General features: G+C 69.2%; 18 protein-coding genes and 2 pseudogenes. 8 read left to right on the plus strand and 12 right to left on the minus strand.

Going from position 1 to position 25,221, the window contains the following annotated elements:
* Positions 1 to 14 precede the first annotated feature (14 nt).
* From AB0J95_RS29185 to AB0J95_RS29195, 3 genes are all read left to right on the plus strand, one after another.
* Positions 15 to 1,109 (plus strand): lycopene cyclase family protein, encoded by a 1,095-nt coding sequence (locus AB0J95_RS29185; RefSeq protein ID WP_364764578.1) that lies wholly within the window; start codon positions 15 to 17, stop codon positions 1,107 to 1,109.
* A gap of 42 nt (positions 1,110 to 1,151) precedes the next feature.
* The gene (locus AB0J95_RS29190) at positions 1,152 to 2,837 is read left to right on the plus strand and encodes a GGDEF domain-containing protein (protein WP_364764581.1); all 1,686 of its coding nucleotides are present in this window, start codon (positions 1,152 to 1,154) and stop codon (positions 2,835 to 2,837) included.
* Between the two features lie 198 nt (positions 2,838 to 3,035).
* Complete coding sequence (locus tag AB0J95_RS29195) at positions 3,036 to 4,472, plus strand: PLP-dependent aminotransferase family protein (RefSeq protein WP_364764584.1); 1,437 nt, start codon at positions 3,036 to 3,038, stop codon at positions 4,470 to 4,472.
* Here the strand turns inward: AB0J95_RS29195 and AB0J95_RS29200 are convergent.
* Positions 4,469 to 5,116, minus strand: coding sequence for a response regulator transcription factor (locus AB0J95_RS29200; protein WP_364764586.1), 648 nt, complete (start codon positions 5,114 to 5,116; stop codon positions 4,469 to 4,471). The genes AB0J95_RS29195 and AB0J95_RS29200 overlap by 4 nt on opposite strands.
* Positions 5,113 to 6,366 carry a histidine kinase gene (locus AB0J95_RS29205; RefSeq protein WP_364764589.1) on the minus strand — a complete coding sequence of 418 codons (1,254 nt, stop codon included), beginning with the start codon at positions 6,364 to 6,366 and terminating at the stop codon, positions 5,113 to 5,115. Before AB0J95_RS29205 ends, AB0J95_RS29200 begins: the two co-directional genes overlap by 4 nt.
* Positions 6,367 to 6,568: 202 nt before the next feature.
* On the opposite strand from AB0J95_RS29205, the gene AB0J95_RS29210 reads away from it, so the two are divergent.
* Positions 6,569 to 8,476, plus strand: a complete 1,908-nt coding sequence (locus tag AB0J95_RS29210; protein ID WP_364764635.1) for an AarF/UbiB family protein — start codon at positions 6,569 to 6,571, stop codon at positions 8,474 to 8,476.
* A 23-nt stretch (positions 8,477 to 8,499) separates the two neighbouring features.
* The gene (locus tag AB0J95_RS29215; protein WP_364764591.1) at positions 8,500 to 9,027 is read left to right on the plus strand and encodes a DUF2243 domain-containing protein; all 528 of its coding nucleotides are present in this window, start codon (positions 8,500 to 8,502) and stop codon (positions 9,025 to 9,027) included.
* Between the two features lie 58 nt (positions 9,028 to 9,085).
* Here the strand turns inward: AB0J95_RS29215 and AB0J95_RS29220 are convergent, their stop codons facing one another.
* On the minus strand, positions 9,086 to 11,794 hold the full coding sequence (locus AB0J95_RS29220; RefSeq protein WP_364764594.1) for an FAD-linked oxidase C-terminal domain-containing protein: 2,709 nt from the start codon (positions 11,792 to 11,794) through the stop codon (positions 9,086 to 9,088).
* A gap of 104 nt (positions 11,795 to 11,898) precedes the next feature.
* Complete coding sequence (locus AB0J95_RS29225) at positions 11,899 to 12,879, minus strand: LLM class flavin-dependent oxidoreductase (RefSeq protein WP_364764597.1); 981 nt, start codon at positions 12,877 to 12,879, stop codon at positions 11,899 to 11,901.
* A gap of 75 nt (positions 12,880 to 12,954) precedes the next feature.
* Here AB0J95_RS29225 and AB0J95_RS29230 point away from each other — a divergent pair, with 75 nt between their 5' ends.
* Together AB0J95_RS29230 and AB0J95_RS29235 are read left to right on the plus strand one after the other, a co-directional pair.
* Complete coding sequence (locus AB0J95_RS29230; RefSeq protein ID WP_364764600.1) at positions 12,955 to 13,629, plus strand: FadR/GntR family transcriptional regulator; 675 nt, start codon at positions 12,955 to 12,957, stop codon at positions 13,627 to 13,629.
* 93 nt (positions 13,630 to 13,722) lie between these two features.
* Positions 13,723 to 14,607, plus strand: coding sequence for a peptidase (locus tag AB0J95_RS29235; RefSeq protein WP_364764603.1), 885 nt, complete (start codon positions 13,723 to 13,725; stop codon positions 14,605 to 14,607).
* 40 nt (positions 14,608 to 14,647) lie between these two features.
* Here AB0J95_RS29235 and AB0J95_RS29240 read toward each other — a convergent pair whose 3' ends face one another.
* Complete coding sequence (locus AB0J95_RS29240; RefSeq protein WP_364764606.1) at positions 14,648 to 15,808, minus strand: cytochrome P450; 1,161 nt, start codon at positions 15,806 to 15,808, stop codon at positions 14,648 to 14,650.
* Positions 15,805 to 16,986 carry a cytochrome P450 gene (locus AB0J95_RS29245; protein WP_364764609.1) on the minus strand — a complete coding sequence of 394 codons (1,182 nt, stop codon included), beginning with the start codon at positions 16,984 to 16,986 and terminating at the stop codon, positions 15,805 to 15,807. Before AB0J95_RS29245 ends, AB0J95_RS29240 begins: the two co-directional genes overlap by 4 nt.
* 271 nt (positions 16,987 to 17,257) lie before the next feature.
* On the opposite strand from AB0J95_RS29245, the gene AB0J95_RS29250 reads away from it, so the two are divergent.
* Positions 17,258 to 19,273, plus strand: coding sequence for a tetratricopeptide repeat protein (locus AB0J95_RS29250; RefSeq protein ID WP_364764612.1), 2,016 nt, complete (start codon positions 17,258 to 17,260; stop codon positions 19,271 to 19,273).
* Here the strand turns inward: AB0J95_RS29250 and AB0J95_RS29255 are convergent.
* From AB0J95_RS29255 to AB0J95_RS29280, 6 genes and pseudogenes are all read right to left on the minus strand, one after another.
* Complete coding sequence (locus AB0J95_RS29255; RefSeq protein ID WP_364764638.1) at positions 19,237 to 19,665, minus strand: discoidin domain-containing protein; 429 nt, start codon at positions 19,663 to 19,665, stop codon at positions 19,237 to 19,239. The genes AB0J95_RS29250 and AB0J95_RS29255 overlap by 37 nt on opposite strands.
* A pseudogene (locus AB0J95_RS29260) lies at positions 19,645 to 20,397 on the minus strand (ThuA domain-containing protein); the annotation flags it as partial. The pseudogene AB0J95_RS29260 and the gene AB0J95_RS29255, both read right to left, overlap by 21 nt.
* A 4-nt stretch (positions 20,398 to 20,401) precedes the next feature.
* Complete coding sequence (locus AB0J95_RS29265; RefSeq protein ID WP_364764615.1) at positions 20,402 to 23,254, minus strand: carbohydrate-binding protein; 2,853 nt, start codon at positions 23,252 to 23,254, stop codon at positions 20,402 to 20,404.
* A 534-nt stretch (positions 23,255 to 23,788) separates the two neighbouring features.
* The gene (locus tag AB0J95_RS29270; protein ID WP_364764641.1) at positions 23,789 to 23,917 is read right to left on the minus strand and encodes a hypothetical protein; all 129 of its coding nucleotides are present in this window, start codon (positions 23,915 to 23,917) and stop codon (positions 23,789 to 23,791) included.
* A 3-nt stretch (positions 23,918 to 23,920) separates the two neighbouring features.
* Positions 23,921 to 24,064 (minus strand): annotated as a pseudogene (locus AB0J95_RS29275) (HNH endonuclease signature motif containing protein); the annotation flags it as partial.
* Positions 24,061 to 25,023 (minus strand): DUF222 domain-containing protein, encoded by a 963-nt coding sequence (locus AB0J95_RS29280; protein ID WP_364764618.1) that lies wholly within the window; start codon positions 25,021 to 25,023, stop codon positions 24,061 to 24,063. The pseudogene AB0J95_RS29275 and the gene AB0J95_RS29280, both read right to left, overlap by 4 nt.
* Positions 25,024 to 25,221: the final 198 nt, after the last annotated feature.

Below are 25,221 nucleotides of genomic sequence, written 5' to 3' on the forward strand. Positions count from 1 at the left end.
GGTGAGATCGACGTATGCCCGACGTCTTGATCGCGGGCGCCGGTCCAGCGGGGTGGGCGCTTGCCGCCCATTGCGCGCGTCTCGGGCTGCAGACCACGGTGGTCGCGCCGCACCCGTTGCGGCCGTGGCGGGCGACGTACGGGCTATGGGGCGACGAGCTGGCGATGCTGCCGCCGGACGTCACCGCGGCGGAACCCGTCGTGGTCCGCGCGTTCACAAACAAGCCGCACATCATTGCGCGCCGTTACGCCATTTTGAGCAACGAACGGCTGCTGGCCGCGCTCACGAAGAACGTGACGGCGGTCACGGGAAAAGTGGTGCGCATCGGACCCGATTCGGTTGATCTTCTCGACGGACGCACATTTCGCGCGAAAACGGTTGTCAACGCCATGGGATCACGCGGCGGAACCGCTGAACAAACGGCTTACGGTGTGATCGTCGATGAACAGACCGCGGCGCCGGTCGTCACAGCGGGTGAAGCGGTCTTCATGGACTGGCGCTCCGCGCACAACACGTTCCTCTACGCGATGCCGCTCGGCGGCGGGCGGGTGCTGCTGGAGGAGACGTCGCTGGCCCGGCGGCCCGCGCTGGACTTCCGGACGCTGCGCCAAGCGCTCGCGCAACGGCTCGCGCCGCACGGGATCGACATCGACGCGCCGGCGGTCGAGCGGGTGCGTTTCCCCCTTGACGTGCCACGACCCAAACACAACAGGGTTCTGCCATTCGGCGCGGCGGCCGGCTTCGTCCATCCGGCGGCGGGCTACAGCGTGGGCGAGGCGTTCCGGCTCGCGCCGCGGATCGCCGCCGCGATCGCCGGCGGCGACAACGCGTGGCGCGCGCTGTGGCCGGTCCGGGCCCGGGTGGTGCACCGGCTGCGGTGGTGGGGCCTGGAGGCGTTGCTGTCACTGTCCGCCACCGAGACGCGACAGTTCTTCGAGCTGTTCTTCGACCTACCGCCGGACGCCCAGCGCGGGTACCTTTCCGGCCGGGACGATCCGGCCGCCACGGCGGCCGCGATGCTGTCGATTTTTCGCCGTGCGTCCGGCCGGTTGCGTCTGGTCTGCGCCAAATCGGTGATTACCGGCATCCGGAACGTGAACATCAAGTGACTAATTTTTCAAAACCGTCCCTCGTTCGGCAGAATTGACTTCGTGTCCGCGTCGCAAGAAGTGAGCTTCGCGTTCCAGCCGTTGCTCAGTACACGCACCGGCCGGGTGGTGGCAGTCGAGGCGCTGGCCAGGCCGGCGCAGGGCTCGGTCCACGCGCTGTACCGCGCCGCGGCCAAGGCGGGTCAGCTGGTCCAGACCGACATCGCGCTGATCGGCCATGCGCTGCTGGCCGCCGAGGACAGCTACACCGTCGCCCAGGACCGAGCGGTACCGCTCCATGTGAACGCCCTGGCGGCCACCGCCGCCAGACCCGACGAGATCCTCCGCTACATCGCGCCCGTCCTGCGCCACACCGGGCGGCACAGCAGCGATGTCGTGATCGAGGTCGGCACCCCGTTCTGCACGGTCCGCCGGACCGACCTGCTGGCCGGGATCGACAAGCTGCGCGCGGAGGGGTTCCGCATCGCGCTGGACGGCATCGGCGACGGCGACGTGCCGCTGGCGCTGCTGGCCGAGGCCGGCCCGGACATGGTCAAGGTGGACACCCGGCTGATCGCGGGCCTGCCGGACGACTCCGGCGCGACCGCGATGTTCGAGGCGCTGGCCCAGCTGACCAACCGGCTGGACTGCAAGCTGGCCGCGTCCGGCGTGAACACCGAGGCCCAGCTGCTGGCGCTGAGCCGCCTGGGCGTGCGGGTCGCCCAGGGCACGGGCCTGGCCGACGCGGTCAGGGAACCGCAGATGGTCACGGCGATGGCCGGGGCGGCCGCCCGCCGGGTCACCGCGATCCGCCCGCCGCGGGTCACCGACTTCCTGCACCCGGCCGTGATGCTGCCGGAGACCGCGACCGCCGACGAGGTCCGCGCGATGATGGCCGAACGGCCGGACATCAACGGTGTCGTGCTGGTCGACGAGCAGTGGGTGCCCAAGTACACCATCGACCGCAGCCGGTTCCTGCTGATCGTGGCCGGACCGTACGGGCACGCGCTGCACGCCAAGCGTGCCGCCGCCCGGCACGCGGACGTGCCGCTGACCATCGAGCGCAACGCCACCGGCCTGGAAGTGCTCGAGATGGTCGGCGACACCGACTGGGAACGCACCGGTGACGACGTCGTGGTCACCGACGAGGCCGGCCGGTGCGTCGGGATCGTGCGGGTGACCGAGGTGGTCCGCGGGGTCGCCGACGTCAAGGTCGAGCAGGCCGTCGCGCTCAACCCGCTGACCAGGCTGCCCGGCACCGACACGGTGGCCCGTGAGGTCGACCGGCGAATCCAGGACGGGCACATGTTCGTCGTCGCCTGGCTGGACGTGGACGCGTTCAAGCGGGTCAACGACACCCTCGGCCTGGCCGCGGGCGACGACCTGATCCGCGGTTTCGGCCGGGCTCTGGACCAGGCCGCGTCCACGAGGCCGGGCGTGCTGGTCGGGCACGTCGGCGGGGACGACTTCCTGCTGGTGACCGATCTGGACGAGATCTCCCCGCTGGCCGGGATGCTGCTGGACGAGGATTGGTCCGCGGAGGGCATGCCGGTCACCGTGTCGCTGGCGTCGCTGATCTGCGGGGTGAACACGGTGGCCTCCTACAGCGAGGCGTCCCGGCTGCTGGCACCGCTGAAGCAGCAGGCCAAGGCCGTGTCCGGGTCCAGCTGGGTGATCGGGCGGCCCGGCTCGGACCGGGTCGACGTGCTGCGGGGGCGCGCCCACGGCGGCCGGGCGCAGACCGCCTGACTGTCCACTGAGGACTCAAGTGGTTCTGCCCGAAAGGGCGTTCCCCTGGTCGGCGGGCTGACCTGCATGGATGAAAACGTCCTCAGCCGAGTTCACACTGGGTGCTAACGAAGCACAGAAATTACCGATCAGTGTGGAAAAGGTGTGGCCCCGGCCTTGTGGACGGGCTTGGGCTGAAGCGGGCCATCAGGGGGAGACATGGACCGTTTGACCGACGGCTCCGATCTCGTCGATGTCCTCGGCGACTGGACGAGCACGTCAGGCGGAAGGGCGCCGCTGTACCGGCGGCTGGCGGAAGCGGTCCGCCGCGCGATACACGCGGGGGACCTGCATGCCGGTGAACGGCTGCCGTCCGAGCGCGATCTCGCGCGGGCGCTGGCCGTCAGCCGGGCGACCGTTGTCTCGGCATACGACGAGTTACGGTCGATCGGGCTGGTCGACAGCCGGCGCGGCAGCGGCACGCGGGTGGTGCGGCCACCCGGGTTCCGGCCCAGTGTGGAGGGCCGGGTGTTCGGCCGGGCCAGCCCGATCATCACCCGGTCGGACTCGTCCAGCGACGTCATCTCGCTGGCACGGGCGATCGACCCGGGCGCCCCGCACCTGCGCGGCGCCCTGCTGGACCTGGTGCACGCGGATCTGCCCGCACTGCTGGCCGGATCCGGCTACCACCCGGCGGGCCTGCCCGAACTGCGCACGGCCGTCGCCAACTACCTCACCGCGACCGGGCTGCCGACCGAGCCCAAGCAGGTCGTGATCACCACCGGCGCCCAGCAGGCGGTCGGGCTGATCACGCAGATGTACCTGCGGCGCGGGTGGACCGCGGTGGTCGAGTCGCCGAGCTGGCCGGGCTGCCTGGACGTGTTCCGGGCGACCGGGGTGCGGCTGGTGGGCGTGGAGCTGGACGGCGAGGGGATCCGCGCGGACCTGCTCGGCAAGGCCATGGCCGAACACGGCCCGGACCTGCTGTACGTCATGCCGACCTACCACAACCCGACGGGCGTGCTGATGTCCGCGAGCCGCCGCCGCCGGATCGCCGAGCTGGCGGCCCGGTACGCGGTGCCGGTCGTGGAGGACCACGCCTACACCGTCGGGGCGGCCGAAGGGGCACCGCCACCGATCGCGGCGTTCGCCGGGACCGGCGCGGAGGTGCTGACCATCGGGTCGCTGGCCAAGTCCGTCTGGGCAGGGCTGCGGATCGGCTGGGTGCGCGGGTCGATCCAGACCGCCGAGCGGCTGGCCCGGCACAAGGCGCTGGCCGACCTGGGCAGCCCGATCCTCGACCAGGCGCTGGCGGCGCGGTTGCTGCCGCAGCTCGCCGAACTCGGCAGCGCCCGGTCGGCCGAGCTGAAGGAACGCCTCGGCCGCGTCCGGGAACTGCTCACCCAGCACCTCCCCGAATGGCGCTGGCGCACCCCGGACGGCGGTTCGGCGTTGTGGATCGAGCTGCCGGGCACGGACGCACGGGTGTTCGCCCAGGTCGCGTTGCGGCACGGGGTCGAGGTCGTGCCCGGCGCGGCGACCGACCCGACCGGCGCGCACGACAACCACATCAGGTTCCCGTTCGGCTTCCCGGACGAGATCCTGACCGAGCTGGTGCACCGGCTGTCCCGCGCCTGGAACGAAGCCCGCCGCTAGCCGGGCGTCACGAAACCGGACTCGTAGGCGGTGATGACCGCCTGGGTCCGGTCCCGGGCGTGCAGTTTGGCGAGGATGTTGCCCACATGGGTCTTCACCGTCTGGATGCCGACGAACAGCTGCTCCGATATCTCCACATTGGACAGTCCGGTGGCCATCAGCCGCAGGACCTCCTCCTCGCGTTCGGTGAGCCCGGCCTCGCGCAGGCCGGGCCTGCGCGCGTCGCCCCGGTTCGCGGCGAGCATCCGGATGGCCGCGGGGAACAACAGTGAGTCGCCCGCGACGACAACCCTGATGGCGCGCACGATCTCCGCCGGGCGGGCGCGTTTGAGCAGGAACCCGCTGGCGCCCGCGATGAGCGCGTCATAGACGTAGTCGTCGTTCTCGAACGTGGTGACCACGATGATCTTCGGGGGTTCCGCCGCCCGGTCGAGGATGTGCCTGGTGGCCTGGATGCCGTCGACGGTGGGCATGCGCACGTCCATCAGCACGACGTCCGGTTCGAGCTTGTTGACCAGCGGCAGGACCTCTACGCCGTCCGCGGCCTCGCCGACCACTTCAAGGTCGGGTTCGACGTCGATGATCGCCCTGAGGCCCGCGCGGATCAGTTCCTCGTCGTCGACCAGCAGCACCCTGGTGGTCATGCTCCCCCGTTCCGGAGTGGGATCCTGGCGCGGACACGGAACATCCCCGCATCCGGACCGGCCTGAATCTGTCCTCTGAGGACGGTCACGCGTTCGCGCATCCCCTTGATGCCACGGCCGCCTTGTGTGGTCGCGGTGTTCGCCGGGACCGGGTTGGCCGCCTCGACCTCCAGAGAGTCGCCGGCCGCGTTGACGATCAGCGTGACCGGGACCTTACCGGCGTGCCGCAACGCGTTGGTCAGGCATTCCTGGACGATCCGGTAGGCCTCGGTGGACACCGCGAACGGCAGGCCGGGCAGGTCACCGGCGATCTCGGCGTTCACCTGGACCCCGGCCTGGCGCATGGTGTCCAGTAGCTGGCTCACGTCGGCCATGGTGTGCTGCGGGGTGGTTGTCGGCACGTCCTCCCGCAGGAGCCCGAGGACGTGGTCGAGGTCGGCGAGGGCGTTGCGGGCGGCCTCCTCGATGGCGCTCAGCGCTTTGTGCGCGAACTGCGGGTCGGTGTCCAGCACGCGCCCGGCCGCGCTGGCCTGGATCGTCACGACACTCAGCGCGTGGCCGACCGAGTCGTGCAGCTCGCGGGCGAGGCGGTTGCGTTCGGCGAGCTTCTCGGTCCTGATCCGCAGCTCCTCCAGCCGGTCGGCCGGGGTCGGCGAGAGCAGGATCTGCGACAGCCTGGTGAGCAGCCAGCCGGCGAAGTTCACCAGGTGCACCAACGCGAGCGCGGCGATCACGCTGACCACTGGCACCCACACGGACTGCCACCCGGTCGGCACGGTGAACCGGTGCGTCCCGACCTGCAGCCACAGGCCCGTGAACGGCGCGGCGAACGACAGCACGAGCGCGAGCGGGACGAACAGCGTGAAGAAGCTGACGAACGTGCCGATCAGGATGTGCACGAGCAGCCACTGGCAGGTCTTCCAGCGGGCTTCTAGGTTCGTCGCGCGCTTGACCGCGTGCTCTGGCACCCCGTGGCCGAGCAGCTCCCGTGCCGCGGTGCCCTCGACCACGCGTGCGGCCGGGATGAACGAGGCCGCGGCCGACGAACCGAGCACCACGACGATGACCGCGCCCGCGATGACCAGCAGCTCCTGCCCCACCGGCGCGGGCAGCAGGACGTTCAGCAACGGCGGCACGACAAGCACCGACGCCACCGTGAACGGCACGATCAACACGGCCCCGATGACCATGTACGCCCACCGCCGGTACGTCAGCCGTTGGACGACCGGCCGGAACACCCACCCCAACACGACCCGATCCTCACACGCCCGCCCCCACCACCGCTCCCTCCCAGGAGTGACCCTGGTCATCCTCGTGAGTGGTTGGCACCGGTACAACCACTCACGAGGGGTGTGGCCGAGTGTTTCGGGTGCGGCGGGGTGGGCGATCTGGTTGGGTTCAGAGGTGGGGAATCTGATCTTCTTCCTGGTCGCCGCGGTGGCCACGTTCGCGATGACATGGGTGCTGGTCGTGGGGGCGCGGCGGGTGCTGGGCGTGCGGGTCGGGACGATCCGGGCGTTGTTCGCGGCGGTGATCGGGTGGAGCGCGACCGGGCTGATCGCGGCCCGGCTGCCACCGCTGGACGAGAACAACCAGCAGGCGATCCTGTTGTTCATCATCCCGGTGTTCGGCGGCACGCTGCTGGTGTCGGTCGCGATCCTGTTCGTGCTGGAGGTGATCCGGCCGAGCGGCACCGGGCTGTGGTTCGTCGGCGGGCTCCGGTCCATCCCCGGCCGGCTCGCCCGGGCCCGGCGGTACTCCAAGATCACCGCGATCGCCGTCCGGCACGGCCTGGGCCCGGCGTTGCGGGGCCGGTCCGGTGGCGCCGATGCCCCGCAGAGACGGTTGCGGCAGGCGCGTTCCCTGCGTGAGGCCCTGGAGGAGGCTGGGGTCACCTTCGTCAAGCTCGGCCAGGTGCTGTCGACCCGGTCGGACCTGCTTGGGCCGGAGTTCATCCAGGAACTGGGCAAACTCCAGGACCGCGTCACGCCGGCCCCGGCCGACGAGATCTCCCGGCTGCTGATCACCGAGCTGGGCGGGCCGCCGGACGAGGTGTTCGCTTCGTTCGATCCCGAGCCGATCGCGGCGGCGTCGATCGCCCAGGTGTACCGCGCCCGTCTCAAGGACGGGTCGGATGTGGTCGTGAAGGTGCAGCGGCCCGGGATCCGCGCGGTGGTCGAGCGCGATCTGGACATCATGGACCGGCTGGCCACCACCCTCGAACAGCGCACCAGGTGGGCCCAGCGCCTGGGTGTCGTGACCCTGGCGCAGGGGTTCGCGGCGGCGTTGCTGGAGGAGCTGGACTTCCGGGTGGAGGCCAAGAACATCGCGGTGGTCACAGCGTCCACAGTGGACGATATCCGGCTGCCGAAGGTGCACCCCGAGTTGTGCACGGAACGCGTCCTGGTGATGGACCGCCTCGCCGGGGTGCCGCTGGGCAAGGCCACCGCGGAGATCGAGAAACGCGGCCTGGACCGCGGCGAACTGGCCCGCCGGCTGCTGCATGCGTTGCTGCGTCAGGTGATGAGCAGCGGTGTCTTCCACGCCGACCCCCACCCGGGCAACGTGATGCTGCTCGAGGACGGTTCGTTGGGGTTGCTGGACTTCGGCTCGGTCGGACGCCTCGACGGCGCCCTGCGCGCGGGGTTGACGAACCTGCTGGTGGCCATCGACCGCGGCGACCCGGCGGCGCTGCGGGACGGCCTGCTGGAGATCGTGGAACGCCCGGACGAGATCGACGAGCAACGCCTCGAACGCGCCCTCGGCCAGTTCATGGCCAAGCACTTCGCCGGTGGGACCGCGCCGGACGTCGAGATGTTCACCGACCTGTTCAAGCTCGTCACCACCTACGGCCTCGCGATCCTGCCCGAGATCGCGGCCGTGTTCCGTGCACTGGCCACAATGGAGGGAACCCTCGCCGGTCTCGCCCCCGGGTTCAACATCGTCGTGGAGTCCCGCGCCTACGCGTCGGTCCGCCTGACCCAGCAGATGGATCCGGACTCGGTCAAGCAAACGGTGACGCAGGAACTGATGACCCTGCTCCCGGTGCTCCGCAGACTCCCCCGCCGGGTCGACCGGATCGGCAGCGCGCTGGAAGAAGGCCGCCTGTCGATGAACGTCAGACTGTTCGCCGACGAGCGGGACCGCCAGGTCGTCAACACCATCGTGCACCAGATCCTGCTGGCCTTCATCGGCGCCACAACGGGAATCATGGCCGTGCTGCTGCTGGGCACCACCGGCGGCCCCCGCCTGATCGCCGATGTCACGCTGTACCAAGTGATCGGCTACAACCTCCTGGTGATCAGCGTGCTGATCGGGCTGCGGCTGCTGTTCATGATCTTCCGCCGCCAGCAGAGCTGAGCCGGCGCGGCCGAGCTGTTTCGATGCCCCACGCCCGGGTAGCCGGGGTGATGCGTGCTGTGTTCCCCTTGGCCTGCTTGACGATCGGTCTCGGCGCCGGTGGGTTCGCCGACGGGATCGTGCTGCACCAGCTGCTGGAGTGGCATCACATGCTGTCCAGCTGGTATCCGCTGACCGATCCGGCGAGCCTGAAGGTCAACATGGTGGCCGATGGGCTGTTCCACCTGCTGTGCCTGGTCCTGGTGCTGGTCGGGGTGGTGTTGCTGGTCCGGGCGGTGCCGGCCGCGCCGCGCCGCCGCGGCCGCCGCGCGTTCGGCTGGATCCTGGCCGGGTGGGGGTGGTTCAACCTGGTCGAGGGGGTGGCCGACCACCTGGTGCTCGGCGTGCACCACGTGCACAGCGGTCCCGGGCAGCTCGCGTATGACCTGGCGTTCCTCGCTTTCGGCGCCGCGCTGGTGCTGATCGGCACGTTGCTCGGCCGCCGGGGCCACCGGTCCGCCGCTGCGGATCTACCTGAGCGGCGACACGTTGGTGCACAACGAACTTCGTGAGATCCGGGAACGGTACGGCCGGCGGCCGAAGTCACGTGTCTTGACCGCGGCGAGAGTTTCAGCTGGGCTCGGATCTGAGGCTCTCGGCCAGCAGCTCGGCGAGGTGTTTCGCGCGGCGCCCGGCCAGGTGGTCCAGCTGGGCGCGGCACGAGAACCCGTCGGCGAGGATCTCGTCGGTGTCCTGGACGGCGGGGAGCAACTCGCTGCGGGCGATGGCCACCGAGACGTCGTAGTGTCCTTTCTCGACACCGAAGTTGCCCGCGAGGCCACAGCAGCCGCCGACGGAGGTGACCGAGGCGCCCGCCTTGGCGAGGAAGGCGGCGTCCTTGTCCCAGCCCATGACGGCGTGGTGGTGACAGTGCGGCTGGGCCACGGCTTCGACGCCGTCGAGGCGGGGTTCCCAGTTGTTGTCGGTCAGGAACTCCGCGAGGGTGTGCACGTCGACCTTGCGTTTGCGGACCAGGTCGCGGGCGTCGGAGCGGAATACCGCCGTACACGACGGTTCCAGGCCCACGATGGGCGCGTTCTGCTTGGCCAGGGACTTGACCGCTCGGTTGAGGATGCGTCGCGCCGGACCCAGCTGGCCGGTGGAGATCCAGGTCAGCCCGCAGCACAACCCCTTGGCGGACAACCGGACCTGGAACCCGGCCGACTCCAGCACCTCGACCGCGGCCCGGCCCACCTCGGGCGTGAAGTGCTCGGTGAACGTGTCCACCCACAACACGACCGGTTTCCCTTGCCGCACCGGGCGTTGCGCGAACCACTGGCGGAACGTCCGTTCGGCGAACTCCGGCAACGGCCGCCGCCGGTCGATCCCGGCCGCGCGTTTCACCAGTCCGGAGAGCGGGCCGCGCATGATCTTGTTGACCAGTGCGGGTCTCAGCGATGCCAGCCGGGCCCAGCGCGGCAGCCAGCCGAGCGAGTAGTGCGTCACCGGGCGCAGCCGCCGCTTGTAGGCCTGGTGCAGCACCTCGGATTTGTAGGTGGCCATGTCCACGCCGGTCGGGCAGTCGACCGAACACCCCTTGCAGGACAGGCACAAGTCCAGCGACTCCTTGAGCTCAGGCGACCGCCAGCCGCCTTCGAGCGAGCCGTTCACCATCTCCTGCAACACCCGCGCCCGCCCGCGCGTGGAGTCCTTCTCGTCCAAAGTGGCCCGATAGGACGGACACATCACGGCGCCCTTCGACGTCACAGCGTCCACACGACATTTGCCGACACCGATGCAGCGATGCACTTCCGCGTTGAAATCGTGGCCATAAGCCAGTTTCAGCTTCGGCGTCACCCGCGGCCGCAGATCCGCGTCGAGGAGGCGCGGCCGGACGATCACGCCGGGGTTCAGCAGATCGCGTGGGTCGAAGACGTCCTTGACCTGAGCGAAAAGGTCCATCACCGAAGACGAGTACATCAACGGCAGCAGCTCGCTCCTCGCCCGGCCATCGCCATGTTCACCGGACATCGAGCCACCGTACGACGCGACCAGTTTCGCCGCGTCCATCAGGAACCGGCGGAACAACCGCGTCCCTTGCGGTTCGTGGAACGGGAAGTCGATCCGCGCGTGCACACAGCCGTCACCGAAGTGCCCGTACGGCATGCTCGCCAGATCGTAGTCCGTCAGCAGCCGCTCGAAGTCCCGCAGGTACTCCCCCAGCCGCTCCGGCGGGACGGCCGCGTCCTCCCATCCCGCGTGTGCCGGAAATCCTTTCCGGGACCGGGAGGACAACCCCGCGCCATCCTCCCGGATCCGCCACAACGCGGCCGCGTGCGCGGAATCCTTGACCACCAACGTATCCAGCGCACCCGAGTCCGCGACGACCCCAGCCGGGTCGCCGGTCACCTCGACGAACAGCCACCCGCGTCCCTCAGGCAGATCCGGGACCGTGCCACGGCGGTTGCGGACGACGTCCACGATCCGGGCGTCGAGCCCTTCGATGGCAACGGGTTTGTGCGGCAGGAGCGCCGGGACCGCGTCCGCCGAGGACGCCATGTCCGGGTAGCCGAGCACGACCAAAGTGGACGTTTCCGGGATCTCCACCAGCTTCACCGTCGCACCAAGGATCATCGCGCAGGTACCCTCGGTGCCCACCAGCATCTTGGCCACGTCGAACCCGCGCTCGGGCAGCAGGTGTTCCAGCGAGTAGCCGGAGACCTGCCGGGAGAACCTGCCCAGCTCGGTCCGGATCACCGCCAGGTTGGCGTCCACGATCCCGCGCAGCGCCCCGAACGCCGACTTGTCCGAAGTGGACACCTGCTCGCCGCGGCCGGTGAGGATGTCCAGTTCCACCACATTGTCCGCGGTCCGGCCATACCCGAGCGCGCGTGACCCACAGGCGTTGTTGCCGATCATCCCGCCCAGGGTGCACCGGCTGTGCGTGGACGGGTCCGGGCCGAAGCGCAATCCGAACGGCCGGGCGGCTTGTTGCAAGGTGTCGAGAACCACACCGGGCTCGACGACCGCGGTCCGGCCGGCCGGGTCGATCGACGTGACCGAGCCGAGATGGCGGGAGAAGTCGACCACCACACCGGGGCCGACCGCGTTGCCCGCGATCGACGTGCCCGCCCCACGGGAGGTCACCGGGATCCGGAAGGCGCGGCAAACCTCCAGCACCGCAACGGCTTCGTCCACCGAACGCGGGAAGGCCACGGCCATCGGCGGCACCCGGTAGAGCGACGCGTCCGACGAGAACTCCGCCCGCCGGCGTGCCGAGTCGTCGGCCTCGTCCACCCCAGCACGCCGCAACGCCGCGACGACCTCACCCGCATCCATACCAGTAGACGGTAAGGGATCCGTTCGTCACCTGCGGAAACACTTGCTCCGCCAATCGCCCGGCGGCACTGCGCCATCAGGACGAAGTGATCAACGCCGACCGCTCAGCGCACGTCCGGCACCGTTCCACGCAGCCGGGGCAGGACTTCGGCGCCCAGCCGCCGAATGGTCCGCCCGGTGATCTCGCCGTCGCCGCACGGATCCACCATCAGGATCACCTGGTCGATGCCTTCGGCGCGTTCGCTCAACCGCCGCACGCACAGACCGGGGTCGCCGACCGGGTGCATGGCGATCAGTTTCTCCGTGTACGCAACGGGATCGGCGCGCTTGCGGGCTCGTCCGTCGACGGTCACATAGCCTTCCAGCCCCGGTCCAAGCCACCCCGGCATCCGGGAACGCACCTCGTCGGCGGGACCGACGTGCGCGAGGGCGGCGCCGATGTGCGGAGCGGGACCACCGCCGGAGTCCACATAAGACTGGATCATCGCCGCTTTCCCGGCTACCGACAGGTCCATCCCGAGCAGCATCGGCAGTCCCCTGGCCGCCGCGATCGAAACGGTGTCTCCGGAGGTGCACGCGATCGTCACGCGCGGCGGCGTGACCGGCTGCGGCACCATCGGCACCGGCCGGAACGGGAAACGCCCGGTCCCGCCGACGGTGTCCTTGGTCAGGCAGTCGAGCAGCAGGTCAAGGGACTCGGCGAACCCGTTCTCCCAGCGGTCCAGCCCGGTGCCGAACACCTCGAGGTCGCGCCACGGCCCGCCGCGGCCGATGCCCAGGTGCAGGCGCCCGCCGGACAGCTGATCCAGCATGGTGACCTGCTCGGCGAGCTGCACCGGATGGGTCGTGGACAGCACCGTGACCGCGGTGCCGATCTCGATCCGGCTGGTTCTCGCCAGCGCGTGGGCGGCGAACGTGATCGCCGACGGGCACACGCCGTAGGACATGAAGTGGTGTTCGGCGATCCACGCGGAGTCGAACCCGGCCTGTTCAGCCCAGACGACGGCGTCCGACGCACGCCGGAGCGCCTGCGCGTCGGTCTGCCCGGGGAACCGGCCGGCCAGGAGGAACACTCCGAATCGCATGGGATCAGTGTGCTGGGCGCGCCGGTACCGCATACTGGGAGACTGAGACATCGGATGTCTAGCCGAGGGGTGCTTGTGGCGGTCACGGACGACGCGATCCTGCGTGTCAGGGAAATGATCATGTCGGGCGAGCTCAAACCGGGCGACCGGCTGCCGCGCGAGGCCGACCTGGCCGACCGGCTGGGGCTCTCGCGCAACTCGCTGCGTGAGGCCGTGCGGGCGTTGTCCCTGGTCAGGGTGCTGGACGTGCGGCAGGGCGACGGCACCTACGTCTCCAGCCTGCGGGCGAACGAGCTGCTCGGCGCGCTGTCGTTCGTGCTGGACCTGCACCGCAACGAGGAGTCGGTGCTGGAGATGCTGGAGGTCCGGCGCATCCTCGAGCCGGCCGCCACCGCCTCGGCCGCCCTCGCGGTCACCGACGAGGACATCGACGAGCTGCGCAAGCTCTGCGACGCCACCGAGCAGGCCGGTTCGGTCGAGGAACTGGTCGAGTACGACCTGCAGTTCCACCGCCGGATCGTCGCCGCGGCCGGCAACTCCTACCTCGAACAGCTGATGGACACCCTCGCCGGCCCGACCGTGCGGGTGCGGGTGTGGCGCGGGATCTCGCAGGGTGGCGCCGTGGACCGCACCGTCGCCGAGCACCGCGCGATCGTCGCCGCACTGGAAGCACGGCAGCCTGACCTGGCCCGTTCGTGGGCCACCGTCCATGTCGCCGGAGTGGAGCAGTGGCTTCGCGACCTGGGCTGACTTGACCGATCTACCCCCGATAGCGGTTGTTGCCCGCTCCGTTTGACAGCTACTTTCCGGTAACCCTGCTAGTTCGACGGAAAGAGGCTGGACATGAAGAGGGCACTTGTCTTAGCCATGACCGGGCTCGCTCTGGCCGGATTCACCACGCCCGCACAAGCAGCGCCGTCGGACGCTGCCGTGCGGGCGTTCTGGACACCGGCCCGGATGCGTTCGGCGCAGCCGCTGGACCTGATCAAGGTCCTGCCGAGCCAGCTCAAGTCAGTCGCGAAGGGTCGGCCGGTGCAGATCCAGTCGATCCCCAACGGCGGTGCGGCGTGGACCGGCGGCGGCGCGGTGACCAAGACCGCGGGCCGCGTGTTCTTCACCTACCAAGGGCGCACCGCGTCGTGCAGCGGTGACGCGGTGACCAGCGCGAACAAGAGCACCGTGATCACCGCCGGGCACTGCGTCAAGCTGGGCGGCGCGTTCCACACCAACTGGGTGTTCGTTCCCGGCTACAACAACGGGAACGCGCCCTACGGCACGTGGACTGCCCGCGCCACCATGGCAACGCCGCAGTGGGTGGCCAGCGAGGACATCAACTACGACGTGGGCGCGGCCGTGGTGAACCAGCTCAACAGCCAGAGCCTGACGGATGTCGTTGGCGGCCAGGGCATCGCGTTCAACCAGGCGCGCGGCCAGAACATGTACTCGTTCGGCTACCCGGCCGAGGCGCCGTACGACGGCACCAAGCTGATCTACTGCAGTGGCAAGGTCTTCAACGACTTCCTGCTCAGCCAGGACATCGGGATGACCTGCAACCAGACGGGCGGCGCGTCCGGCGGCCCGTGGTTCCTGTCGTTCAACGAGGCGGCCGGCACCGGCATCCAGAACTCGGTGAACAGCTTCAAGTACAACTTCATCTCGACCTGGATGTTCGGCCCCTACTTCGGCGCCGACGCCCAGAACCTCTACAACACAGCACAATCCTCGTAGCGTGATCCCCTCGTGAGTGGTTGCCGCCACTCACGAGGGGCTACCAGGCGACGGGGAGGGATTTCAGGCCGCAGGCCACGCTGGTGGTGTTCCAGTCGGGGGCGGGGCCGGGGTCGACGAGGCGGAGGGCCGGGAACAGGGTCACGAGGGCCGTGAGGGCGACGCGGAGTTCGAGGCGCGCCAGGGGCGCACCGAGGCAGAAGTGGATGCCACGGCCGAAGGACAGGTGCAGACCGGCGTCGACCCTGGTCACATCGAACCGGTCCGGATCGGGGAAGACGACCGGGTCCCGGTTGGCCACGGTGAGGACCGGGAAGATCGTCTCTCCTTTGTGGACCGGGATGCCCGACAGCTCGATGTCCGCGGACACCAGCCGTGGGAACGCGGCGTGGCCGAGGCCGACGTACCGCAGCAGCTCCTCGACCGCCTGCGGGACCAGGCCCGGATCCAGGACAAGGCGATCCCACTGGTCCGGGTGATGACCGAGAACCCACACGGACTTCGACAGCTGGCTCGCGGTGGTCTCCTGGCCCGCGCCGAACAGCGACAACATCGTCATCAGCAGCTCGGGCTCGGTGAGCTGGTCCCCGTTGTCCCGCACCGAAACGAGGGCGGTCAGCAGATCGTCGCCGGGGGAACGGCGTTTCCGGCCGATCAGGTCCAGCAGGTACGTCGACGCCTCGGTCGTCGCGTGATCCAGTTCCTCGGCGTTGACGTGAGTCGCCGCGCGCACCCACGCGTACAGGGGATCGCGTTCATGCAAGGGAATGCCGAGCAGCTCACAGATCACCATGGCGGGCATGGGGTTCGCGAGGCACTCGACGAGATCCGCGGGCGCGCCCTTGATCACCATGTCGTCCAGCAGCTCGTCGACGATCAGCTCCACCCGGGGCTGCAACGCCTCCACCCGCCGGGCGGTGAAAGCCTTGGACACCAACCTTCGCAGCCGCGTGTGCCGGGGTGGGTCCATATTGGTCAGCGCGTCCGGCGACATCGCGCCCGGGACGATCGACGCGGTGCACAACGCCCGGGACAGCGCCGGATCGCCGAGCACCAGCCGGACATCGTCGTACCGGGTCGCCAGCCGGGCCGCCTCGCCGGACGGCAGCCGGACCACCGGAACCGGGTCGACCGCCTGTGCCTCAACGGCTTGCGGCGCCGGGCCGATGGACAACGGCCCCTCGAAGGGGAACAAGGTCATCCGAACCTCACAGGTAACGTGGCCAGCGCGCGCAGGGCATTGCCCATCCGCCAGGTCAGGTCCCGCGGTGGCACCGCGAACTCCAGCCCGGGCAACCGGTCCAGCAGCACCTCCAGCGCCACCGCCAGCTCCAGCCGGGCCAGCTGGGCACCCAGGCAGTGGTGGATCCCGTGACCGAACCCCATGTGCGGGTTGGGTTGCCGGGTGATGTCCAATGTGTCCGGATCGCGGAACACGCTGGGATCGCGGTTGGCCGCCGAGCGGGACGCGAACACCGCCGATCCCGCCGGAACCACCCCACCGGACAGGGAAACGTCCTCCAGCGCCCACCGCGGGATCGCCGGACCGGTGGCCAGCGGCACGAACCGCATCAGCTCCTCGACCGCCGAAGGCACCAACTCCCGCCGGGACAACAGCAACGCCAGCTGGTCGGGGTGGGTCAGCAGCTCGAACACGAAGTTCGGGATCATCGTGGCGGTCGTCTCGAACCCGGCACCGAGCAGCCCGGCGGCCAGGAACAGCAGCTCGTCCTCGCTCAGCCGGCCCTGCCCGTCCCGCGCCGCCACCAGCGCGCTGAGCAGGTCGTCGGTCGGTTCCTCCCGCCGCCGCCGCACCAGGCCCGCGAAGTAGGCCATCAGCTTGGCCACGTAGCCGGCGCGCTCCTCGCCGCTCAGCGACGTCCCGGACACGAAAGCCTCGGCGTACACCCGGAACTCCGAGCGGTCCTCGACCGGAACCCCGAGCAGCTCACAGATCATGGTCACCGGCAGCGGCACCCCGAAGTCCTCGACCAGGTCCGCGGGCGGCCCGGCGTCCACCAGCCGGTCGGCCAGCTCCGTGGCGATCGTCACGGCCCGGGTCCGCAGCCGTTCCACCCGCCGCGCGGTGAACGCGCCCGCGACGAGCCTGCGCAGCCGGGTCAGGTGCGGCGGGTCCATGTCCATGATCCCGCGCGGCGGGATGTACTCGGTCACCCGCGGCTCGTCCCGCCCGATCCCGGCGGCCCGGCTGAACCGCGGGTCGGTGTACACGGCCCGCACGTCCTGGTGGCGCGTGACGAGCCAGCCGTCCTCGCCGAAGGGCAGCCGCACCCGGCACAGCGGCTCATGCTCCCGCACGTACCCGTACAACGGGTGGAGCTCGAGGCGCTGAGCCGGTCCGAACGGATACGACCGCACCGTGCCTCCGCCTGAGGTCACGTCACAGTCGGGTGAGACAGCCCGCATTCCGGTCCTTTCCCGCTGAAGTTCCGGTTGGCAGCCTGGTCGCCGGGCGCCCGCGCCGTAAAGTCCCCTGTAACGTCCCGTAACGCCTGGTGGCCCGAAAACCGAGCTGTTACGTTCGGGTGTTGTGGTGGACCGGTGCGCGGTATGCCAGAACGCATTGCCGCCCGGAGCTGTGCGCGCGTACTGCTCGAACGCGTGCCGTCAGCGCGCATACCGGCGCCGGATGGCCCAGCCTGCCGCCGACACCCGGCTCAGCCGCCGGATCGTGCACAACCTTCCCGCCGAGCGGGACAGTTTCATCGGCCGCCAGCACGAGCTGAACAAGCTGCACCGGTTGCTCGGCCGCCACCGCCTGCTGACGGTGCTGGGCAGCGCCGGGGCGGGCAAGACGCGGCTGGCGATCGCCGCCGCGGCCCGGGCCGAACGCGAGAACACCGACCGGGTCCTGTTGGTGGAACTGGGTTCGGTGACCGACGAACAACTCACCGTGCAGACCGTGGCCGCGGCCGCCGGGCTGACCGAGCACAGCGACGAGCCGATCCTCGAGACGGTCATCGCCACCCTGCGCACCATGCGGGTGCTGGTGGTACTGGACAACTGCGAGCACCTGCTGGAGGCGTGCGCGAAGCTCACCGACACGCTGTTGTCGCGTTGCCCGCAGATGCGGGTGCTGGCCACCAGCCGCGAGGCGCTGCGGATCACCGGCGAGGTGATCCTGCGGCTGGACGGACTGTCCATTCCGGACAATGGTCGCGAGCTGAGCCAGAACGCGTTGCGGCGGTTCGACTCGGTCCGGCTGTTCGTCGACCGCGCCAAGGAGATGATCCCGGACTTCCGGCTGACCTTCGAGGACGTGTTCGCGGTCGCGGCGCTGTGCACGCGGCTGGACGGCATCCCGCTGGCGATCGAGCTGGCCGCGCGGTGGGTGCCGGTGCTGTCGGTGTCCGAGATCTGCGAACGCCTGGACAGCCGGTTCGAGCTTCTGGTGCTGGGCGGGCGGACGAACCCGAGCCGCCAGCGCAGCCTCCGCGAGGCCATCGACTGGAGCTACCAGCTGCTGGCGCCTTCCGAACAACGGGTCCTGCGGCGGTTGTCGGTGTTCGTGGGTGGCTTCGATCTGGCCGCGGCCACGGCGGTGTGCGCGACGGACGAAGACACCACTTTGGACATGATCTCGCGGCTGCAGACCAAGTCCCTGCTGACACCCGCCGGGTCCACGACGGACTTCCGGCTGCTGGAGTCGATTCGCTTGTACGCCAGGCAAAGGCTCGCCGAGGCGGGTGAGGAGGACAGCGCGTTCGAGGCGCTGACGGGCTGGCTCGCCGGGCTGGCCGAGGCGTTCGTGTCGACGCCTTTGTCCGTACCACGCAACATCCGGGTGCAGGCGGCCGAACAAACGTCGAGTCTGCGGGTCGCGTGCGACTGGACGAGCGCGCACCACGACTCACGGCATGTGCTGCTGGCGACCGCTTTGTCCGTGGCGGACGCGAACCAGGGTTTCCTCGCCGACGCCCGGAAAGTCCTGCGTGACGCACTCGACCAGACGGATGGGTCACTGAGAGATCGTTGTGCGGCAACAGACCGCGCGGGCTGGCTGGCCGGGTTCCAGGGTGACTTCGACGAAGGGATCACCGCGGCCGCCGAAGCACTCGACATCGCCCGCAGGCTCAACGATCCCAACCTGGTCGTCAACTGCCTGCAGACCCTCGGCTGCGTTCAGCAGATGGCCGGGTATCTTGATTTGGCGCTGCGGAACCGGACCGAGTGCGTGCGGCTGGTGCGTGAACTGGACCAGCCGATCGCCACCGCGACCTGTCTCGCGCACCTCGCGTGGTCGGTTTCCCTGATGGGCGACCAGGACCAGGCGATGCGGCTGGCCGAGGAGAGCCTCGCGATCTGCCGGGACCGCAAGGCGGTCAGCCGCGCGGCCGAGGCGCTCAACGTCATCGGCGGCATCGCGATCGCCCAGAACGCCTTGGACAGAGCCGAGAACGCCTTCCGCGAGGTGCTGCACACCGACGCGAAGTACCCGCACAACCTGCCGACAGCGATCGAAGGGCTCGCCATCGTCGCCGCGCGACGCGGGCAACGAGAGCGAGCCCTCCGGCTCTACGAGGAGGCCCAGCCGATGCGCCGGGCCACCGGGCTCGTCGGTGACCCGTACTGGCAAAGGAAGGTCACCGACGCGCTCGGTCTGGCCGATCAGACGCCGTACACCTCGTACTCGAACAGCGAGTAGCCCCACTGGGTTGCACGCTGCGTACCGAAGATCCGGACGTAGCGGGCGTTCGTCGCGGTGAACGAGATGTCGTCCGTACCACCGTCACCGGCGGTCTGAGTGTTCACAGTGGACCAGTTCTGGTTGTCCTGGGACACCTCGATCCGGTACTGGCGGCCATAAGCGGCCTCCCACTGCAACCGCACCCGCGACACCGACTTCACCGCGCCGAGGTCCACGGAGATCCACTGTGGATCCGAGAACTGCGACGACCAGCGGGTGCCGGTGTTGCCGTCGACCGCGTTGCCGCCCGGGAAGGTCGCGTTCTCGGTCGACGAGGTCTGCGTCGGGCGGCCCCGCGACAACAGCGCCGGCTGGTTCGGGTCGCCGCCCGCACAGCTCGCGGGCGCCACACCGGCCACGTACCGCAGACCGCCCAGAAGCACGCCCAGGAACAGGTTCTCCGAGTAGGACTGCTGGGTGTGGCCGAGTCCGACGTAGAACGACCGGCCGCCCTGGTACTGCTGGCACCAGATGATCGGGTGGTCGGCGCCCATCGTGCCGCCCTGGTAGGTCGACTCGTCCAGCCGGGCCAGGACCTTCACCGCGCCGCGGGGGTTGGTGCGGTAGTTGTACAGCTCGTCGGTACGCACCCACGCCGCCGGAAGTCCAGCGGTGGCAGGGTGTGTGCGGTCGTCGACGCGCACGGTCACCTGCTGGATCGCCGGGTGTGACGAGAAGTACGCGCCGACCAGTCCGCCGTAGAACGGCCAGTCGTACTCGGTGTCCGCGGCCGCGTGCACGCCGAGGTAGCCGCCACCGCCGCGGATGTAGGACTCGAATGCCGTCTGCTGCGTGGCATTGAGCACGTCACCGGTCGTGGACAGGAACACGACCGCCTTGTAGTTCGCCAGGTTGGCTGTGGTGAAGGCGTTCGCGTCCTCGGTCGCGTCCACAGTGAAGTTGTTGGCGCTGCCCAGCGAACGGAACGCCGCGATCCCGGCCGGGATCGAGTCGTGCCGGAAGCCCGCGGTCTTGGAGAAGACCAGGACCCGGTACGGCGGGTCGGCCGCCTGGCTGGTGCCGGTCAGCACGCTGACCACCAGTGACAGCGCGATGGCGATGGCAAGGGAGACCCTCCGCATCCTGCTAGACACCGTAAACCTCCATCTCCCACAAAGAGTAGCCCCACTGGGTGGCCCGTTGGGTGCCGATCATCCGGACGTATCTGGCTTGTGTTGCGGTGAAAGAGATGTCGTCCATACCACCGTCACCAGCAGTGACCGTGTTGACCGCGTTCCAGTTCTGGTTGTCCTGGGACACCTCGATCCGGTAGCCCCGGCCGTAGGCGGCCTCCCAGTTCAACCGCACCCGGGACACGGTGCGCACCGAGCCCAGGTCGATCGAGATCCACTCCGAGTCGGTGAACTGCGAGCCCCACCGGGTGGCGGTGTTGCCGTCGGTCGCGTTGTTCGCGACGTTCGGAGCCTCCACAGTGGACGCCGTCGCCGGACGCCCCTGCGAGATCAGGCCGGGCTGCTGCGGACCGCCGGACGGTCCCAGGACGAACTGGTCCACATCGAACAGTGCGCCGGTGCCCGTGCCGCTGAACACCAGGTACAGCTTCTGGGTTCCGGCCGGGGCGTTCGAGATCGTCCCGGTGACGTCCTGCCAGTTCTCCCAGCCACCGGTCACCGGCACGGTCGCGGACCCGACCAGTGTGCCCGTCGGCGAGCCGACCCGCAGTTGCAGCTGGCCACCGGCGCCCGCGGATGCGACGCGTGCGGTGAAGTTCGGGATCCCCGCGACGATGTAGGGATCGAACTCGATCCAGTCGCCGTTGGTGATGTCACCGACGGTCCGGCCGCCGATCGCGCTGGCCTTGTCGTAGATGGTGACGCCGCTCATCGTCTTGAAGTGCTCGGCCTGCCGCTGCCGCGGCTGGGTCACCGACTGGCTGTGCGTGGTGATCGGCGGGACGCCGTTGGCGCCCTTGTCGGTGTACTCGGCGTCCCAGACCCCGAAAAGGTTCGCCGAGACTTCGTGTTCACCGTCGAGCGGCGTCGCAATGCTCCCCGTGCAACCGTTCTGCGACGTGATCGCGTGCGCGTGGCTGTCGTGGCCAAGGACGTAGTTCATCTTGACCTTGGTGCAGTCGATCGCGCCGTCCTCGGGGTCGGTCACCGTGATGCGGAACGGAACGGTGTCACCGAACGAGAAGACCTGGCCGTTGGCGGGCAGTTCGACCCGCACGGTCGGCGCGGTGTTGCCGACCGCGATGGGCACGCTCGCCGACCCGGAAAGGTTGGTGCTGTCGGTGACTTTGAGCGTCGCGGTGAATGTCCCGTTGGTCGTGTAGGTGTGGCTTGGGTTCTGCGCGGTGGAGGTCGCACCGTCCCCGAAAGTCCAGAGATAGCTCAACGTTCCACCGTCCGGATCGGACGTCCCGGCCGATGAGAAGGTCACGTTCAACGGTGCCGCGCCGGACGTCGGGCTCGCGGCGGCCTGTGCGATCGGCGCCCGGCCACCACCCGGACCGCGGTATTCGATGCGGTACAGGGCGGAGTTGGCGTCCCCGTTGAACCAGCCGGTGCCGTAGTCCAGCACGTACAACGCGCCGTCCGGCCCGAACTGCGCGTCCATCACCTGCGTGCCCGTCCACGGGAACGGGTTGATCGTGCCGCGCTGGCCGTTGCTGAGGACCTCGATGTCCTTGATCCAGCGGCGGCCGAACTCGGTCGCGAACGCGTGCCCATCCAGGGCCTGCGGGAACTTCACGGTGGAGTTCAGGTTCGGGTCGAACCGGTAGACCGGCACGCCCATCGGCGACTCGGAGCCGCCGCCGAACTCGGGCGGTGACCCGCTGTCGCCGGCGTACTTGATCCACGCGGGCTGCGCGGGCGGGAGGGTGCGGATCCCGGTGTTGTTGCGCGAGTTGTTGGTCGCGCCGCCCGAGCAGTTGTACTTGGCGCCCGCGGTGTTGGTGTCGTAGTTGAACTGCGCGTAGGTCTCGGTCGCGGTGTTCGACCCGGTGCAGTACGGCCAGCCGAAGAAGCCGGGCGCGGTGATCCGGTTGAACTCGACCTGCCCGCTCGGGCCGCGGCTGGTGGTGGTGCCCGCGTCCGGCCCGTAGTCGCCGAGGTAGACGATGCCGGTCGCCTTGTCGACGTTCATCCGGTACGGGTTGCGGAAGCCCATCGCGTAGATCTCCGGCCGGGTGTTGGCCGTGCCGGGCGCGAACATGTTGCCCGCCGGGATCGAGTACGAACCGTCCGCGTTGACCTTGATGCGCAACAGCTTCCCGCGCAGGTCGTTGGAGTTGCCCGCGCTGCGCTGCGAGTCCAGCGCCGGGTTGCGGCCGGGGCGGTCGTCCAGCGGGGCGTAGCCGTCGGTGAACGGGTTCGAGTCGTCGCCGGTGGTCAGGTACAGGTTGCCCTGGGCGTCGAAGTCGATGTCGCCGCCGACGTGGCAGCACAGACCCCGGCTGGTCTTGACCTCCAGCACCGTGCGGGCGCTGGCCATGTTGATGGTGAGGTCGGAGTTGAGGCTGTAACGCACGAGGCGGTTGACACCGTCGAAGCGCGCGAAGTCCGCCGCCGTCCCGGACACCGGAGCGTCACCGGCGGGCGTGCTCAGCGGCGGGGCGTAGTAGAAGAACACGAACCGGTTGGTGGCGAAGCCGGGGTCGGCGGCGACGCCCTGCATGCCCTCCTCGTCATGCGTGTAGACCGGGATCGTGCCGATCACCCGGGTGTTCCCGGCGGCGTCGGTGGCGCGGACCGTGCCGTTGCGCGCGGTGTGGATCACCGTGCGGTCGGGCAGGACGGTCATGGACATCGGCTCGCCCATCTCGGGTTCGCCTTTGGCCAGGGTGACCTGCTGGAAGTCGTTGGGGTTCACTGGCGGCGCGGCCGCCCCGGGGCCTGCGAGCGGCCCGGCGGTGAGGGCGGCGGCCACGAGCAACCCGGCTGCGAACAGCCTTTTTGCGCGTGCGGGAGTCACGAGTCTCCTTTGAGATCGGCCCGTGCGAGGGCAGGGGTCAGGGGCACGGGCGGATCCGGCCAGCGCAGGCGGCGGGCGTGTCCGGTATCCACGTTTGAGAGCGCTCTCCGGCCGAGTTTGACGCCCATCCCCCGGCATGTCAACGCCAGGTTTCCGTTATGGGCAGCGAACTTTAATTAGTTCGTATACTAAACGAACATAACCCCGCGCCTTACCCCCACGACTTGGCCGAAGTCTTTAAGAAATAGCGCGCAACCCATCACACGTCAAGATGCGATTCATTGGTTGAACGCGCAATAGAACGCCTCCACCGCGTCCGGGGGTGCGCCGGTCCTGCTCGAACCCAGGGCCTTGACGCGGGACTTGGGGGCTTCGTGTGCTGGGGCGCGGCTTCAAGGCCGAGCCCGATCGCGGCTGGCCCTGGACCTGCCGCGCGGCGAGCTTAGGGCCGCCGCCACCCATGTAAAACCGAACCGCGCTCAGTGCCTGCTACGGGCACCCCTTGAGCCCCAGGGAGAGCGGATATCCCTGGGGTTATGCGGCGGTGGGTATGGATCTTCGGGCAGAGTTGGTTCGCGGACGGCGATGCGGGTCGATGTACGCGGGCGGGATGAACTGCGGGGTGCGGTCGATCATCTGGATGGTCCAGTCACTGCGATGCACCAACCGATGATGGTGGGGGCAGAGCAGCACTAGGTTGTCGATTTTGGTGGGTCCGTGGTTGCGCCAGTGGATGATGTGGTGGCCGTCGCAGGCACTGGCGGGTGCTCCGCAGCTCGGGAAAGCGCAGCCACCATCCCGGAGGATCAAGGCGCGGCGGATGTGGGCGGGGACGGTGTAGGAGCTGACCCCGATGTCGAGGGTTGAGATTTGCTGCCCAGCACGGCGGGGAACACGTGGCTGTCGCAGGCGATCCGGCGGGCTTCGCGGGCGGTGAGGTAGGTGTCCGGGCCGACGAGGATGCGATCGTCGAGGTCCCGCAGCAGATCGTCGTAGGAGATGGTGATGGCGACCGGCGTGCGCAGCCCGTTCTTGGTGGGCTGGGATGAGCACTGGGCGGCCATGCGGAGGGTCTCCACAAACGCATCGGCGGTGCGCTCGGCCTGGCACCGGTCATCGGCACGGTCGGTGGGACGCTGTTCACCCTTCTTGATCACCGGGTGCAGCAGATGGGCGTCTTCAGCGGGCAGATGGCCGCGAAAGTCAAGGCCACCATCCCGACGAGCGCGGATGTGCAACATCCGGTCAGGCTGCTTGGGTTCCGGGTCGGGTGGCGGTGGGCCGTCGGGATCGACGATGTTCCGCACCCGGGTGCCGAAGCGAGCCAACGCATTCGGGTCGTCCTCGGCGGCCTGAGCGACCATCGTGGACTCGGCCAATGCGAGCTTCTCGGGCTCCAGATCCGGCAAGTCCTTGAGGGTCTTGCGGATGACATCCACAGCTTCAGAGCCAATGTCTCCGGCGGCCAAGGCAGAGGCAGTCGCGGGTAGGGCGGGCTCGATCACCGACCCGGTAGGGGTGATGCTCGGGAACAGCTCTTCCGCCTGCGCGAGGCGGCGTTTGGCTTCCCTGGGCGAGATCCGCAGCGCGTGCACGAGAAGCGCGGCGGGGTTGGAGTAACCGAGGTCGGTGGCGAGGCCCTGGTTGTTCAGGTGGGCCACCAACTCCAGCCCGGCGTACTCGATCCGCCGACCCTGCGCCTCAACGTCCCGCAGGGCAGCAACTATCTCCTCTTTTGTTTTACCCCAATGATTTCCACTGCCTTGCATAGCATCAACACTACCCGCACCAAGGCGGAAGATCCCGGGACTTGGTGGTGCTTCACCGGAATCGGTGACCCCCTTGCCCCACGGGCAAAGCGCGCAAGCGCACCAGACCCCGCCTTCGTGCCCTGTCCCTCCGGTATGGCCTGGCGCTTGCGCAATCGCATCTGTCAAGTGGGGGCCACAAACCAAACGCCGGTCCGC

It is taken from the genome of Actinocrispum sp. NPDC049592 (assembly GCF_040675465.1).
In the GTDB taxonomy this organism is placed as follows: Bacteria; Actinomycetota; Actinomycetes; order Mycobacteriales; family Pseudonocardiaceae; genus Kibdelosporangium.

Coding starts and splice junctions, on each gene's coding strand:
- AB0J95_RS29185 (WP_364764578.1), top strand. CDS start 15: ATGCCCGACGTCTTGATCGCGGGCGCCGGTCCAGCGGGGTGGGCGCTT.
- AB0J95_RS29195 (WP_364764584.1), top strand. CDS start 3,036: ATGGACCGTTTGACCGACGGCTCCGATCTCGTCGATGTCCTCGGCGAC.
- AB0J95_RS29200 (WP_364764586.1), bottom strand. CDS start 5,116: ATGACCACCAGGGTGCTGCTGGTCGACGACGAGGAACTGATCCGCGCG.
- AB0J95_RS29210 (WP_364764635.1), top strand. CDS start 6,569: ATGACATGGGTGCTGGTCGTGGGGGCGCGGCGGGTGCTGGGCGTGCGG.
- AB0J95_RS29215 (WP_364764591.1), top strand. CDS start 8,500: ATGCCCCACGCCCGGGTAGCCGGGGTGATGCGTGCTGTGTTCCCCTTG.
- AB0J95_RS29220 (WP_364764594.1), bottom strand. CDS start 11,794: ATGGATGCGGGTGAGGTCGTCGCGGCGTTGCGGCGTGCTGGGGTGGAC.
- AB0J95_RS29225 (WP_364764597.1), bottom strand. CDS start 12,879: ATGCGATTCGGAGTGTTCCTCCTGGCCGGCCGGTTCCCCGGGCAGACC.
- AB0J95_RS29235 (WP_364764603.1), top strand. CDS start 13,723: ATGAAGAGGGCACTTGTCTTAGCCATGACCGGGCTCGCTCTGGCCGGA.
- AB0J95_RS29240 (WP_364764606.1), bottom strand. CDS start 15,808: ATGACCTTGTTCCCCTTCGAGGGGCCGTTGTCCATCGGCCCGGCGCCG.
- AB0J95_RS29250 (WP_364764612.1), top strand. CDS start 17,258: ATGGCCCAGCCTGCCGCCGACACCCGGCTCAGCCGCCGGATCGTGCAC.
- AB0J95_RS29280 (WP_364764618.1), bottom strand. CDS start 25,023: ATGCAAGGCAGTGGAAATCATTGGGGTAAAACAAAAGAGGAGATAGTT.